We start from the raw sequence: 14,376 nt of genomic DNA, 5'->3' as shown, positions 1-14,376 counted from the left end.
ATAAATTTAAATATTTTTTATTAACTTGTTTTTTAGATTAAATTTGGATAGATTTCTTTATATCACTTAATACATCATCTATTTCTGGATAATCTTTAACCCAAATTATATTTACTCCTAATTCTCCAAATATACTTTCTTCTAGGCTTCTGAAAATATTCGATAATTTTTTGTCAGAGAATGTCCAACGATCTTTAAGAATCGCATAATGTTTTGGGCCTTTGGAATATCGACTAGAAATATTTAATAAACGTCGTAAATTAGGATCATCCATACTTAAACCAACAAAAAGGGCAGTTTTTTCCTTTAATAAATTTAATTGAATTAAATTTTGCCAGGAATAAGGATCTTTATATAAATTGTAATATTCCGTTTCAGCAAAGATTAAAGGTTTCTTTTCCCAATCAAATTCATCATCTGATATTTCTTTGGGTATATAACCATGTACATGATATATTGGTATTTCGACATTTGTTGGAATATTTTTTTCTTCAGATATTACCTTATAAGGGATACCTAAATTTTTTAGGTAAAATTCTAGTGCATCATCAAAATTATATGTTACTATGGAATAAACGCCTATTCTCCCACGAGGAGAAACACACAATTCACTTATATAATTTAAATGGGAATCTTTTTTGATGGAATGTTCATATCCTTGATAAAGTATTTCTTTAATTTTTTTATGAAAATTTTTTTTAAAAGTCTTTTTAACGAAATTAGCCCAAATTATGTTAGAATAAGACTCAAACTTTTCTTTTAATTCTTCTTTGTGGGCATATTTACTGTCATAACTTTTCAAACAGTCAAGAATTAACATCTGAATTAAGGATTTCCAATTTGGTAATCCTGTATCTTTTGAGAAACTTTTATCACAGTTTTCATTTTTACATATGGAATGGAAATCACATCTCAAAGATCCATCACTTGGCAATCCTTGATCTATACTTACCCCCGAACCTAAAAAAAGTGTTAACTCATCATTTTTGAATGCATATTTCAAAGCTTCAATATATTTTTCTTTATTTTCATTAAATTCAAAATTTGAATATCTTTCCAAGGTTTTTTGAGCTATTGTGGATTCATCATCATATTTTAAGAACGAAGGTAAACCTTCATCCAAATATTGAAACGTAATCTCAGGATAATTATTAGAAATTTCTTTTATTTTATTATTATCCCATAAAATAATATTATTGTAATTATCAAATCGTTTTTGATGATCAATTTGAGAAGGAACTACAAAAAGAAATGTTTTTATGTAGGGATAACTATTTAAAATCTTTTTTGCTAATTTAAAATTTTTTAAATTCGGGATTTTTGTTTTAACTTCAATTATAGTAGGTCCTTCTAAATCTAAAATACCTTCAGGCGCATATCCATCACTAATGTAATATTCTTTACCCTCTTTAAAAGGGTACTCAATGTAAAGATTTTTTCCTTCAGATTTTGCCAAAGCTCCAAGAAGAGATAATACATAATTTTCAGTTTTAAGGCCATAATGATTATTATCTTTCACAAAATCAACTTCCCCTCTTTTTTATATAAACATTGCTAAATATAAATTATTTTTCTTTTTATTCATCTTTTAAACTAAATAATCTTTCAAGGGATCCTCAACACCATAAGGTTTCTTCTGATAGTAACGCTTTGCATGTTCCACTATCAGCGCATGGTACTCCTGATAAACAGGAACATCCTTTGGCAGAGTGGATTCAAAGAGTTCCTTAACCTCCATGTAACCTGCCTTTTCCGGGATCAATCCAAGGTGGGAGAATATCCTCTTGGTGTAGGCATCAACAACGAATTCAGGTTTTTTGTAGGCGTAGAGGAGTATTGAATCTGCGGTTTCATTTCCCACACCCTTAACAGCTAAAATCTCCTTTCTATTAGGTGTACGGCCTTCCAGAGATATGAAGAACCTTGTAACCTCCCTCAGATACGTTGCCTTCTGGTTCAGGAATCCTGCACATCTTATTGCAGCTTTAAGTGTTTCATCAGATAGTTCCAGGAGTTTTTCAGGTTTTATGGCTTTCAGGTTGTTGAGGTTGTTTAAAGCCTGTTCTGCTGATGTCCAGGTTGTGTTCTGGGTCAGTATGGCCCCAAGGATTATCTCATAGATCTCATCATCCTTCTCAGGTAATTCATAGTTTTCTGGATGATACCCGCGCAATGAGCCGGTTTTTGTTGGATTTGAACCCTCATGGTCCATCAAAGGCCACCAACCCTGTGGCCCGTAGAGATCGTAGAGTTTTTGATATATCTTGATCAGGTGAGGAGATCCTTTCATACTCATAGATAGGACGCAATTCTATATTAATCCAGTTATAGATACACAGGGATCTGATCTATCAATCTAAACTACCATAGAAACCATTTAAAATAAAGCATCACAATAATATAAAGTAGAGAAAATAATAGGAACATTATGAATGATAATTGAATGCAGTAAATGTACATTAAGAGAATGGAAACATTCTGACCTTGAAAATCTGGTTGAAAATGCCAACAACCTAAATATAGCCAGCAACATGAGGGATGGCTTTCCATTTCCATACACCCATGAACATGGCAGACAGTGGATAGAAATTGCAAAGGATAACGATTGTTTTTTTGCAATAACAGTTAAAAATGAAGCTGTGGGTGGTATTGGCCTTACTCTTGGTGAGGATATTGAAAGAATCTCTGCAGAAGTTGGTTACTGGTTGGGAGAGGTACACTGGGGAAGGGGAATTATATCCTCAGCCTTGAAGGGCGTGGTGGACTATGGTTTCAACGAGTTAAAACTTGAAAGGATATTTGCAGTTCCACTGGAACAAAACACTGCCTCAAGAAGAGTTCTTGAAAAAAATGGTTTTGATCTTGAGGGCATTCTAAGAAACAGTGTTATAAAATTCGACAAAATTTATAATCAAACATTGTACGCAAGAATTAAATAAAAATTCCTATTTGGAGGACGTGAATCTATGTCAGGAAACACCACAGGTAAGATGTTCAAGGTTACAACCTTCGGTTCAAGCCACGGCACAGCACTGGGAGCAGTTATTGACGGCTGCCCTGCAGGACTGGAACTGAACGAAGAGGATATTCAGGCAGAACTCAATAAAAGAAGGCCAGGCACAAGTAAAATAACAACACCCAGGGGCGAGACAGACCAGGTGCAGATACTGTCAGGGGTCTTCCAGGGTAGGACAGATGGAACACCCATAGCCGCAGTTGTTTACAACAGGGATGCGGACTCCTCAGCCTATGAAGCCCTTAAGAACACACCAAGACCAGGCCATGGAGACTACACATGGAAGGCACGATACGGCTCTTACGACTACCGTGGAGGTGGAAGGGGCAGTGGCAGGGTAACAATAGGCCACGTTATAGGGGGAGCAGTTGCAAAGAAACTCCTGAAAACAAGGGGCATAGAAGTGGTTGCCCATGTAACCCAGATAGGAAAGATCAAGGCCAACAAGGTCAACATCAACCAGATAGCATCTAAGATCCAGGAAAATCCTGTTCGATGCGCAGACCATGTTGCAGCATCCTCGATGGAGGAATTAATTCTTGATCTGAAGTCCCAGGGAAACTCAGTTGGAGGTATCGTTGAAACACTTGTTCTGAACGCACCTGCAGGCCTTGGAGATCCGGTATTTGATAAGCTCGATGCTGACATTGCCAAGGCACTCATGGCCATAGGAGCAGTTAAAGGGGTTGAAATTGGAGCAGGATTTGAATCTGCAGAGCTCACAGGATACGAGATGAACGATGAATACTACGTATCTGAAGAGGGAATCAGAACAACAACCAACCAGGCAGGTGGAATCCTTGGAGGTATGTCCAATGGAATGCCCATCGTTGCACGCATGGCAGTTAAACCCACACCATCCATATCAAGACCCCAAAAAACAGTTGATATCGAGAAGATGGAAGATACTGAAATCGAGATAAAGGGAAGGCACGACCCCTGCATCTGTCCAAGGGTAACGCCTGTGGCTGAGGCTGCAGTTGCAATGGTTGTGGTTGATCATTTGATAAGAGCGGGTTTTATAGGGCCTACGAAGATATAACCCCACATCATCCCATTTTAAATACATTATTTTTTTTGAAGTTTTAATTAAAAAATTAGTCCTAAAAAGAATATTTTAATTACAATAACTCTAATAATGCATGTACAACTGGAATTAATTGACCAGTTGTCACATCTAAACCAACTTCAGGGGCTTTTATAAGGTTTAATTGAGAATCTAATTCTTTAAAGCACCAATTTTTTAATTTAGATGACATTCCATTAGCCATAACAATCATTTTTGGAATTGATATCTTACTTGATGGATCTGGATTATTTTGTAGATATTCCATTAATTTTATATTTAATTTATCATCTGTTTGAATCCTGCGAATAAGCGCATTTGTCATTAATTTTGAAATCATTGGATTAAAAGATATATAATAAGCTAGATCAGCTTTAAGAGAATTAAAAACTATATTCGTTTGACTTTTTTCACACATTAATTGATAACGTATTGCTAATGGTAAAATTCTGTGTTCCTCACGTATTTTTTTGAAAATATCGTCTAGGTATACACTTTTAGGCCAACCTTCACAAAGAGCCAGGATAAAATTTTCTTCGGAAATTTTTTTGGAAGTATATGATGTACGGATATAATCTAAAACTTCTTCATCCCCCCCAAAGTTTTCACCTAATATTGCAGCTGCAGTATAAGCTAGTCTCCATGAACCAAATTTATTATCATTACTAAGTGATTTTATACAGTAATCTAAAATTAAATGGGAATTTGATTTTGAACGGTTCAAAAAATGTAAAATATTCTCCTGTGGGGTTTTATTTTTTGTATTTTGGAGAAAGTCTATGGCTTCAGCTTTAGGTAGTGGATATTTATCTGCTAAAATAGACAATTCATTCCAAATATTCAATAAGCTGTCTTCTTTTTGAGAAAATCTAGACTCAAACTCATCTCCAAAGAAATTTTTTATATATTCCCAATTTTCTAAAAATAATCTCAAAAATGGAAAATTGGGCTCCATACCTCTAAGTGATATAGAACAGGAATTATCACAGTTTCTATTAATTTTTTCCTTAGCATCGAACATAATATCTAAACGATTTAATATTAACAAGCCACAGAACGCCGCTCTTCGACGTTCTTCATAATGCATTCCATAACAGACAATACTCTCAGATAAATATTTTAAATCATCTTCAATATTATTTTTAGAAGATTTTAACAATTTATAATAACTTATAGATGCTTGTGTTTTAACAATTTCATCTTCTTCATAATCATAGAGTTTAATTAGAGAAATCGCAAATTCATCATCATAACTTCCTAAATCTCCTAAATATTTCGCAATGATTTCACGGAGTCTAATAGGTAAAGGGCATGCCATTTCGATAATTTTTTCCCTAATCTCTACATCATTACCATATTCTTGTGCTACAATGCCAAAAGTACCCTCTATCTTTAGTAATTCATTTTTAGCAAGCTCTTTAACTTTTTTGTTTAATGGATAATAACTAATTAATCGATATAATATATCATCTGGAAATCTTTTTTCTAGGATTGATGGTGATTTCATAATGATTTCAACAACTTCAAGATCATTACGAGTATTGTTTAACGTTTTTAAACCAAGCAAAATTGAACCATAATACACATCTTTAGGTTCTTTGAGTAATTCTATAAGCCTTTTCCTGCATTTTACCTTATCTTTGATAATTTCTGGAAATAAATGTGCCAATCTAGATGCATCTTTATTAGAACCCCATGTTATTTTAGTTAATTTTTCTGCAACATCAACATCATTCATGCCCCAATTCTCAAGTAAAGCTTGTGCAGCCCAATGGGACGTTAAAGTAATCTTATCAAGAGAAGATAATAATATAGATCTAATTTGAGGACTATGGCCAATTGAAGCTAAAATTGAAATTTTTGGAATATTAAATTCTGATTTTTCTGTTTTTAAAGCCCATTCATCTATGGCCTCAATTAGTTGACGGTTTCCTTTAAAGTTACTTACTAAGGGGCCATAATATTTACGATTATCAATCATGAACATATGGTGTTCTTCATTTTTAAAAATATCTGCAAAAACTTTAGCTACTTCATTATCTTGAGGATAACCTTGAAGTAAAACTTTTAATGCTATTTCATTATACAAAGTATTTTCTCTTGATTCTTTAGCTATAGAACGAATACAATATTTTTTTATCTTATCTGAACCATTCCATCCTTTTAAAAGCCCAAATGATATTGTATCGCGCCATCTCCAGGCTAAAGATCTAAGTGATCCTAAATACAATAATTCTTTCAAATCCTCTTTTGTATGAATATTTTTGTTTATTCTTCCAATTATGGTTACAAGCAAAATTTCTGGGCTATTTGAAGGAGTATTCACTTTTAAAATATTTTCTAATTCTTCACAATCCTGCCAACCATTTAATAATGCTTCAATTGCAACAGCTCTGATTTTAAAGTCAATAGCATTCTTTGCAAGAAAAACCATATGCTTTTTAATTTCAGGATCATCTTTACCCATCACAACTAAAGCTGAGGCTGCCGAACGTTGATTCACTAATTCATCATCATGTATTCCTTTCCATAAACAATTAATAACTTGTTGAGTTTTGGGCCAATTTTTCATTGAAGCAAAAATATCTCCTCTCCACTTTTCTCTACACGGAAACCAACTTTTTAATTTTATTTGGATTTTATCTTTTAGTCTAGAATTTAACCCCAAAAGAATTAAATTTAGCACATGTTCTCGATAAGGCATCCATGACTCTAATTCAACCTTTTCAAAAGCATAATCTGCTAATTCTTCAGCTAGATCAAGTGGACAATTATAATTACCAAAAGCAATTTCAAAAAGCATTAAATTAACAATGTACATTTCAAAGTGATTTAAATTATTAGAAGTGAGTTGAATATCTTTAATAAATTCCCTAATAACTTCAGAATCATAAGTTATGTGGAAAAGGCTTAGTAAAACCTCTTGCCATTGCTGATTTGCACAATAATTTTGAATAATTAATTTTTGTTTATCCAAAGACTTTTTAGAGATATACTTAGCTGCCAAATATTCTTGAAAAACGCGATGCAAAAATCCAATTTCTGCAGAAGATTGCTTTACAATTATTCCTATTACATCTTCGCTTACTTCCAAAAATTGTTTACTATAATCCCCTGCTTGATATTGGGGTATACCTAAATCGATATTATTATCAATTATATAATTTTTTAAGTGATTTTTTGCATCTTCTACTCTAATTAAACCATCACTATAATTTTCTTGCATATAATAAGCAAAATATTCTAGTATTGATTCAATTTTATCATCCGTAATTTCTTGTGAGGGATTAGAAACATCTGCCATTAAATTTCTCATTTGTGGATGTTCAGTTATTAAATGTTGAATTATAGAATCATATGCTTTGAAACGGCTCTGTGGTAAATGATATTTTTTAAATTTATGGTATATTAATAATGAAAGAAGGAGTGGATTTTTTGTCAACTCTTTAAGTTCTAGAGACCTTTTTAATTCATTTATAAACTCTTCAGTTTCAACATCAACCCTCTTCTGTATTTCTTCGTAATTTGCTTTTTCATTATTTGGAATATATTGATTTTTAATTAGAAATGTAAACCAAATTTTAGTTAATTTTTTTTGCTGTTCTACTGAAAAATCACTAAGATTTCCTATCTGCCATCCCATTTCTTGTATTTTTAAACGTTCAAATCCATGTGGTCTACTTGTAACAATTACTGGAATGTTTGAATTTTTAACAAAAAGTTTAAGTCGGCTAAATGCAATTTTAGCTGTATTCTCACTTGCCCACTCATCTAAACCATCTATAAGAAGCAACACTCTCCCATCATCAATACCTTTTTCTATTAAAGGCCAAACATTCTCATGATCCCAACTTTTCAACCATTTTTTAATTAAATTATGCAGTGAATAGTTTTCAATATTCCCCAGTGAAATTTGTTTAGTCCATAAGGCAAATGGTATCCATATTGGAATAAAATTACCCCATTTCTCTGAAATTAGATTTAATTGTGGTTTTTCACTTAATAAATCACTAGCTATAAACTTTAAAAGAGTACTTTTTCCACTTCCAGGACCACCAAGAATAATGTTGTTATCAGAATTTTTGAGCCATTCTTCAAATCCTTGACGCTGATTATATTGTAATGAAGGAAATTCAGGGAAAGAAAAAGTTTTCGGCTCTTGTGCATTTTTTAATAATTTAAATCCGTCTGGTTTGCTTAAAAATTCTTTATTGATAATTTCAGAGTTATATTGGGATTTTTCAACTGAAATTGAGCTTTTTGTATCAATATATGGAAATACAAATCTATCCTCAAAAGATGGGAATTCAGAGTTTAAAAAATTAGAGAATCCTCGATCCTGCTCATTAAATATTTCCCTATATAAGTTTAAGAGCATTTTCCTTAATTTAATTACTTCATTTACATCCAATCTATTTCCTAATGTATTTGCTGCATCATGGCCACAAAAAGCTTCTACCCATCCCCTTCCAAAAAAATCATCAACAATTTTAGGATTATTCTTTAATTTTTTAGATAATTTATATTTATCCCAAGGAATCAATTTTACTCTTTTCTTTTTCAATCGTTTGCTTTGTTCTTCAATTTTATTAGCTCTTTCTCCAATGTCAAAACTTTCTGAACTACATAACACAAATGTATCTGATTTATCAATCCATTTTCCACCAATAAATTTTGACACTGCACTTTCTATTTTTGAAGGAGAAAAATCTCTAACTCGTTTACATTGATAAACTGAATATTTCTCTTTGAATTTTGGTCTTGCATAAATATCTATTCCTTCTTGACTTTGTCCAGGAGTACCATAAAAATGACAATATTCTACATCTTCATCTAATTCTACAAGACGTAAACAGAGTTTTTCAAAATCTTTCCATTCAAGTTGATCAAATGGAAGTTCCTGAATGCTAGTTTTCACTGGAGGATTAATTTCTGAAGTAGAAGGAATTCTAAGTTCTGAAGGTATTGGGTCAAGATTCCACTCCATAATATCATCGAATTTCTTATTTATGATAAATTAAACTAATACCACAATTTATTATTTTAATATTTATTATTTTAATATATGTAAATAAAATTCAAGCCTCGGGGGGGATTTGAACCCCCGACCACGAGATTACGAGTCACGCGCTCTACCGAACTGAGCCACCGAGGCATAAAGAACTGTTACTTAATCTGTTTTTGTTTGATTGGATTTAAAGTTAACTGTGAATTTTATTTAGTATATCTTAACTTAATAAATTTTGTAAATAAAGAAGCTAATATTCATTAATCCCTTAATGTTTATGCATCCCATGAGTAATTTAGTGTATAGCTTATTATTTTGCTTAAAAAAGGATTCTGAGAGCTTCTTAAAATGATATATCCCAATTTTAGATTAAACTATGCAAGGGCCATATTACTACCATTTTCAAAGAGTTAATGCTATTTAACTTTTTTAAGACTTTTTTATTAAAAACATTATTAATAGTCTCAAATAATTAAATAAAAAAGAATTATTTTTTAAATCCTCATTTAAAAACTCTATTCTCTTAAAAAATTAGACAGCCGTTTGGTTCAAATATTAGTATATATTAGCTGCCTATTTCGTAAAATTCTCAACTATAACAGCCATATGACTAAACATAGTCAACTTAACGAATTAAGATAGTGAGGTTAATGAAAAGATTTAAATATTGTTAAATTAATACTGACTGACATCAGTCAATAAAGGAGGATACTATGAACTATTTGGCAAATGAAAATAATTACTCAATTCAGACTTTCGGTCTCACCAAGAAATATAAAGATCGAAAAGCAGTAAATGGCATCAATCTGGCGATTAAAAGAGGTGAAGTTTTCTCTTTACTCGGTCCTAATGGTGCAGGTAAAACTACAACCATACAAATGCTTTGCTGTCTGCTAAAACCAACTGCTGGAACTGCAACTATCATGGGTTATGACATAAAGAAAAATCCTTCAGCAGTAAAAGAAGTTATTGATATTTCACCACAAGAAACTGCTATTGCTAGCCATTTGACAGCTTGGGAAAATCTTATGTTAATGGGCGGAATAAATGGTCTGAAAAAAGAAGAAACGAAAAAGAGAGCTAAAGAACTCATAGAATTAATGGGGCTGGCTGAAAGAGCAAATGAACAGGTCCAGAATTTTTCAGGAGGAATGCAACGAAGGTTAAGTATAGCAATGGCACTGATTTCTGATCCTCCAGTACTCTTTCTTGATGAGCCGACCCTGGGTTTAGACCCTCAAGCCAGAAGGGCTATTTGGAAGCAGATCGAACGTTTCAAAGGGAAAAAAACAATCATTTTAACCACTCATTATCTTGAGGAGGCAGACGCTCTCGCAGATCGAGTTGCTATAATTAGCGAGGGTAATATAATAGCAATGGGCACGCCAAAAGAGCTCAAGAATGATATCTATGGGGTGCAAACCATGATAATTAAGGCTCAAAAACTTTCTTCTACTATTATGGAAGGATTGGGGAAGATGTATCTCAATGTAAAAGAGATAGATAATGGAATTGAGATAAAAGCAAGGGAATTAAATTTTGATGATATAGTTGACTACCTTCGCTCCAAAGGAGCGAAGATTGAAGGGATTTCTATGAAAGAGCCCTCTTTAGATGATGTATTTTTTAGCCTCACCGAAAATGAGGTGAACAAATGAGATTTATCAGCTTAGCCAATCGGAATATAAAAGAAGTATATAGAGATCATGTTTCTATGGGTCTGGGATTGGGATTGCCTATTGTATTGTTGGTACTTTTTGCATCCATTGGTAAAAATGCCCCAATCAAGATTTTCACTGCTAACGCACTCACACCTGCAGTAATTGTCTTTAGTTTCGGATTTCTAACATTATATTCTGCTATGCTTTTAGCAAGAGATCGTGAAAGTGCATTTTTAACAAGGCTTTTAACAACGCCACTCAAACCGTCCGACTTCATCTTGTCTTATATTCTACCTCTTTTACCGATAGCACTCCTCCAAATTATAGTTTGCTTTGTAGTTGGGAGTTTATATGGCGTTACAATTAATTTAAGCATTATTTTTGCTTTAATTATTTTATTTACCCTGGCATTTGCCTGTATTGGAATAGGTATGATAATAGGATCACTCTTCTCAGAAAGTCAGACTGGAGGAATTGGATCTATGGTGATAGTTATAATATCCTTATTCAGCGGCGCTTGGATGGACTTAAAAATGGTTGGAGGAATATTTGGAGCTGTTGGATATGCCCTTCCTTTTGCTTATGCCCTCGATGCCACTAGGGGCATTTTAAATGGATCAGGGTGGGGAGATATCATTATAGATTTTTATTGGGTTCTTGGTTATGCACTGATCTTTTTTATAGGGGGAATTTTGTGTTTTAGATGGCGGACAAAAAGATGATCTTATTCCTTTCTCTCCATACAAAACCTTTTCTAAGATTGTTTCATATAATAAAAACAATCAAAATTTAGTCTGGGTGGAATAAATTGATGCGCGTGACAAAAAAACCTGAAATAAGGCGTAAAGAACTAATGAACGCCGCAGAAGACTTATTTATAGAAAAAGGATATGAACAGGTTGAAGTATCAGAGATAGCGAAGAAAGTAGGCGTAGTGAAGGGTACTTTTTATTATTATTTTAAATCCAAAGAAGCAATACTTGATGCAATTATTGACAAATACATTTCTATCCTTGTTGAAGATATGGAAAATATGGTCAATCAGAAGGATCTAACAGCATTAGAAAAATTGATGAACATATACCCCTTTGCTTTGTCATTTCCAAGTGGTCATAAGAGCATAATGCATCATCTTCAAGAAGAAAAGAATGTTCATCTAAGTATGAAACTTGAACAAAGAATTCCACAAGAAACTGCAGGATTACTTACACGTATAATTAAACAGGGTATTGAAGAAGGTGTTTTCAATATTAAGTATCCTGAAGAAGCTGCTGGCGTATATATGGGAACAATGATTATACTCCAAGGAATAGAGAATCTTGACCCCAATTCTCTGGAATTTAAGAGAAAATTCATGGCCATATTCTATTTTATTGAGCGGATTTTGGGTGCAGAAGAAGGTTTGATTATCAAATTTATGGAAAAAAATAGTTCTTAGACGCATTCTTCTCCGGAGGTGGGGGTATGAGGGATGGTTTAAGTAATGCGAACTTCGTCATATACTTGTATATTACGGTAATTTCAACTTTTCCTTAAAAAAAGAAATTAAATAAAATTTTAAGTTTAAACCTTAAAACTCATCCAGTGTCTGCTGTTTTGGTAGATACGCATCCAGGTTGATCTTCATCCCATCCCGTGCAGCCAGGGTTCTCACTCCTGTTGCCTCGGTTATTCTCCGGGCTTCAGAATCGGGATGTTCCATTATGAACTTCATTCCAAGGTGGGTCATCACTGCCAGTTTGGGTGACACCTCATCCACGAGTATCTGGAAGTCATCTGCACACATATGGCCTCTTATCCTTTCACCATCTGCTCTTATGACACTTGCAATCAAGATATCCGCACCTTTATGTTCCCCTGCCAGTTCTGGGAAGTACTGTGTATCTGATGTGTAGGATATTGTGAAGTCCTGATGACTTATCCTGAAGCCAACACCCTTGGGATCACCGTGGATGGTCTTTGTTGCCTTCACACGGATCTTGTCAACCTTGATCTCATCGCCAGGATCCATTGCAGCTACCTTGGGCTTCGTCATGTGGTACTTGGATATACAGGGACCCCACTGCTTGTAACCGTTTATAACGCTCTGGTTTCCAATGAGCATTCCCCTGTTTCGGGTCATTCCCCTTGTTATTGCTTCAAGGAGAACCTCAGCATCTGTGTAATGGTCTGTGTGTGAGTGTGAAACCATGACACAGTTGAGCTTGGTTGGGTTCAGTCCGAACTGGTAGGTTCGAACCAGTGCACCAGGCCCTGGATCCACGTGGATGTTCTTACCGTCGATACCATCTATCCTAAATCCGCCTGTCATCCTCTTCTGGGTTATGGTCGCGAAAGCGTCCGCCACCACTACCTAAAAACGTTAGTTGCATGTTGATTCTCCTTTTGTTAGTTTTTTTAAAGAATTTGTTATTTTAATAGGTTAATTGAGGGATCGTTGAATTTTTCCTGGTATTGAATGTTAAATCAATTTAACTAGGGATTTAGAATTTACTAAGTTATTGATGAACTTAGTATTTCATTCCAACATGAATCATATGATATTAGATGAATCATGCGAAAATTCTTACTTCTCTTCCCTGCAGATTATCACAGAACAGGTTAAACCTGCTTTGCTTCGTTTTATGCAGAGGTTTTCCTTCTCTACAACGACCTTGTCTCCAACATTAACCTCACCAGCCTCTGCAAGTTGCATGGTAACAGATTCACCCGCTTTTTTAAGGGGCTTCCATTCCATATCAAGGGCTTCAACACCCTTCTTAAGGGTTACCTCAAGTTCATCTCCAGAGATGGATGTGATCTTTCCAACTTCACCCTCACTGATGATCCTTGTGGCCATCTGTATGGTTTCAGTGGTTTTTAGAAGCTCCTCCTTGAGGGAATTCCTCCATTCTGTGAGATCCTTAACATCCTGGATTATGGTGGTTCTAAGAAGCTCCTTAGCTTCCTTGTACTCCATAGAGGGATGTTTTATGATAACATCATGTTCCTGACTTACAGATGGTGTTTGCCTGGCCACATCCTCCATGACCTTACTGAAGAGTTTTGCAATATCCTGAAGGCTGGTTTTGTTCTTCCAGTTGTCCTTTATGGTTTTGTTGGCAATTTCCTTGGTCATCTTGTTTCCAAAGACAACTATGGAGCTTTCACCACCTTTTATTGTCTTTATATCTGAACCTAATAGTTCAACTATGTTGTAGGCCCCTGTTGTTCCATAGATCCGTTTTCGCTTTGTCTTGAAGGGTGTTTTGAATCTCACCTCTCCAACTGCAACATCATCAATTTCACGAACTTTCTCGGCATCATCTGTTATTTTAAGTGTTATTTCAAGTTCTGAAGCCCTTTTCAGGAGCTCCTCATCTGTTCGGATCTCTCCAGAGTAGAGCTTCTCCTCGAGTTTTTCCCTGTTTGCCTCATCACCGAAAAACCCAATTCTCCTTTTATCTCCAGCCATGACGCATCCTTTGCTTCCAACGTAGGTTATTATAAGACTCATTTGAACACCGTGCTTTTTATCTAAATAGAATGTTTAATTTGAGTTTTTATATAATTTATGTTTATCCCATCTTTAAATAAATCACTGCAGAAAAAAGTGAAGTTAAATGTGCTATTCAAATAAAAAGCT

10 protein-coding genes and 1 tRNA gene are annotated in these 14,376 nt (G+C 34.2%); 5 read left to right on the top strand and 6 right to left on the bottom strand.

Annotated elements, in window-relative coordinates; genetic code table 11:
- Positions 1-37 precede the first annotated feature (37 nt).
- Both MCBB_RS05445 and MCBB_RS05440 read right to left on the bottom strand, forming a co-directional pair.
- Positions 38-1,519, bottom strand: coding sequence for an SIR2 family protein (locus MCBB_RS05445; RefSeq protein WP_071906801.1), 1,482 nt, complete (start codon positions 1,517-1,519; stop codon positions 38-40).
- 69 nt (positions 1,520-1,588) lie between these two features.
- A complete protein-coding gene (locus MCBB_RS05440) occupies positions 1,589-2,296 on the bottom strand; it encodes an endonuclease III domain-containing protein (RefSeq protein WP_071906800.1) in 708 nt (235 codons plus the stop codon).
- 136 nt (positions 2,297-2,432) lie between these two features.
- Here MCBB_RS05440 and MCBB_RS05435 point away from each other — a divergent pair, with 136 nt between their 5' ends.
- Together MCBB_RS05435 and aroC are read left to right on the top strand one after the other, a co-directional pair.
- The gene (locus tag MCBB_RS05435) at positions 2,433-2,939 is read left to right on the top strand and encodes a GNAT family N-acetyltransferase (protein WP_071906799.1); all 507 of its coding nucleotides are present in this window, start codon (positions 2,433-2,435) and stop codon (positions 2,937-2,939) included.
- Between the two features lie 27 nt (positions 2,940-2,966).
- On the top strand, positions 2,967-4,058 hold the full coding sequence (aroC, locus tag MCBB_RS05430) for a chorismate synthase (protein ID WP_071906798.1): 1,092 nt from the start codon (positions 2,967-2,969) through the stop codon (positions 4,056-4,058).
- A gap of 79 nt (positions 4,059-4,137) precedes the next feature.
- Here aroC and MCBB_RS05425 read toward each other — a convergent pair whose 3' ends face one another.
- A complete protein-coding gene (locus MCBB_RS05425; protein ID WP_071906797.1) occupies positions 4,138-9,069 on the bottom strand; it encodes an NACHT domain-containing protein in 4,932 nt (1,643 codons plus the stop codon).
- Positions 9,070-9,163: 94 nt separating this feature from the next.
- Positions 9,164-9,237: transfer RNA gene (locus tag MCBB_RS05420), tRNA-Thr, on the bottom strand.
- 566 nt (positions 9,238-9,803) lie between these two features.
- On the opposite strand from MCBB_RS05420, the gene MCBB_RS05415 reads away from it, so the two are divergent.
- From MCBB_RS05415 to MCBB_RS05405, 3 genes are all read left to right on the top strand, one after another.
- Positions 9,804-10,748, top strand: a complete 945-nt coding sequence (locus MCBB_RS05415; RefSeq protein ID WP_071906796.1) for an ATP-binding cassette domain-containing protein — start codon at positions 9,804-9,806, stop codon at positions 10,746-10,748.
- Positions 10,745-11,473, top strand: a complete 729-nt coding sequence (locus tag MCBB_RS05410; protein WP_071906795.1) for an ABC transporter permease — start codon at positions 10,745-10,747, stop codon at positions 11,471-11,473. Before MCBB_RS05415 ends, MCBB_RS05410 begins: the two co-directional genes overlap by 4 nt.
- A gap of 89 nt (positions 11,474-11,562) precedes the next feature.
- On the top strand, positions 11,563-12,189 hold the full coding sequence (locus MCBB_RS05405; RefSeq protein ID WP_071906794.1) for a TetR/AcrR family transcriptional regulator: 627 nt from the start codon (positions 11,563-11,565) through the stop codon (positions 12,187-12,189).
- A gap of 132 nt (positions 12,190-12,321) precedes the next feature.
- Here the strand turns inward: MCBB_RS05405 and MCBB_RS05400 are convergent, their stop codons facing one another.
- Both MCBB_RS05400 and MCBB_RS05395 read right to left on the bottom strand, forming a co-directional pair.
- A complete protein-coding gene (locus MCBB_RS05400) occupies positions 12,322-13,101 on the bottom strand; it encodes an MBL fold metallo-hydrolase (protein WP_331709804.1) in 780 nt (259 codons plus the stop codon).
- A 216-nt stretch (positions 13,102-13,317) separates the two neighbouring features.
- Positions 13,318-14,247 carry a DUF2121 family protein gene (locus tag MCBB_RS05395; protein WP_071906792.1) on the bottom strand — a complete coding sequence of 310 codons (930 nt, stop codon included), beginning with the start codon at positions 14,245-14,247 and terminating at the stop codon, positions 13,318-13,320.
- Between the last annotated feature and the right edge of the window lie 129 nt (positions 14,248-14,376).

It is taken from the genome of Methanobacterium congolense (genome assembly GCF_900095295.1).
Lineage (GTDB): Archaea > Methanobacteriota > Methanobacteria > Methanobacteriales > Methanobacteriaceae > Methanobacterium_C > Methanobacterium_C congolense.
The sequence above is the reverse complement of the archived record's forward strand: the minus strand, read 5'-3'. Positions and strand labels throughout refer to the sequence as shown.

Coding starts and splice junctions, on each gene's coding strand:
- MCBB_RS05440 (WP_071906800.1), bottom strand. CDS start 2,296: ATGAGTATGAAAGGATCTCCTCACCTGATCAAGATATATCAAAAACTC.
- MCBB_RS05435 (WP_071906799.1), top strand. CDS start 2,433: ATGATAATTGAATGCAGTAAATGTACATTAAGAGAATGGAAACATTCT.
- aroC (WP_071906798.1), top strand. CDS start 2,967: ATGTCAGGAAACACCACAGGTAAGATGTTCAAGGTTACAACCTTCGGT.
- MCBB_RS05425 (WP_071906797.1), bottom strand. CDS start 9,069: ATGGAGTGGAATCTTGACCCAATACCTTCAGAACTTAGAATTCCTTCT.
- MCBB_RS05415 (WP_071906796.1), top strand. CDS start 9,804: ATGAACTATTTGGCAAATGAAAATAATTACTCAATTCAGACTTTCGGT.
- MCBB_RS05410 (WP_071906795.1), top strand. CDS start 10,745: ATGAGATTTATCAGCTTAGCCAATCGGAATATAAAAGAAGTATATAGA.
- MCBB_RS05405 (WP_071906794.1), top strand. CDS start 11,563: ATGCGCGTGACAAAAAAACCTGAAATAAGGCGTAAAGAACTAATGAAC.
- MCBB_RS05395 (WP_071906792.1), bottom strand. CDS start 14,247: ATGAGTCTTATAATAACCTACGTTGGAAGCAAAGGATGCGTCATGGCT.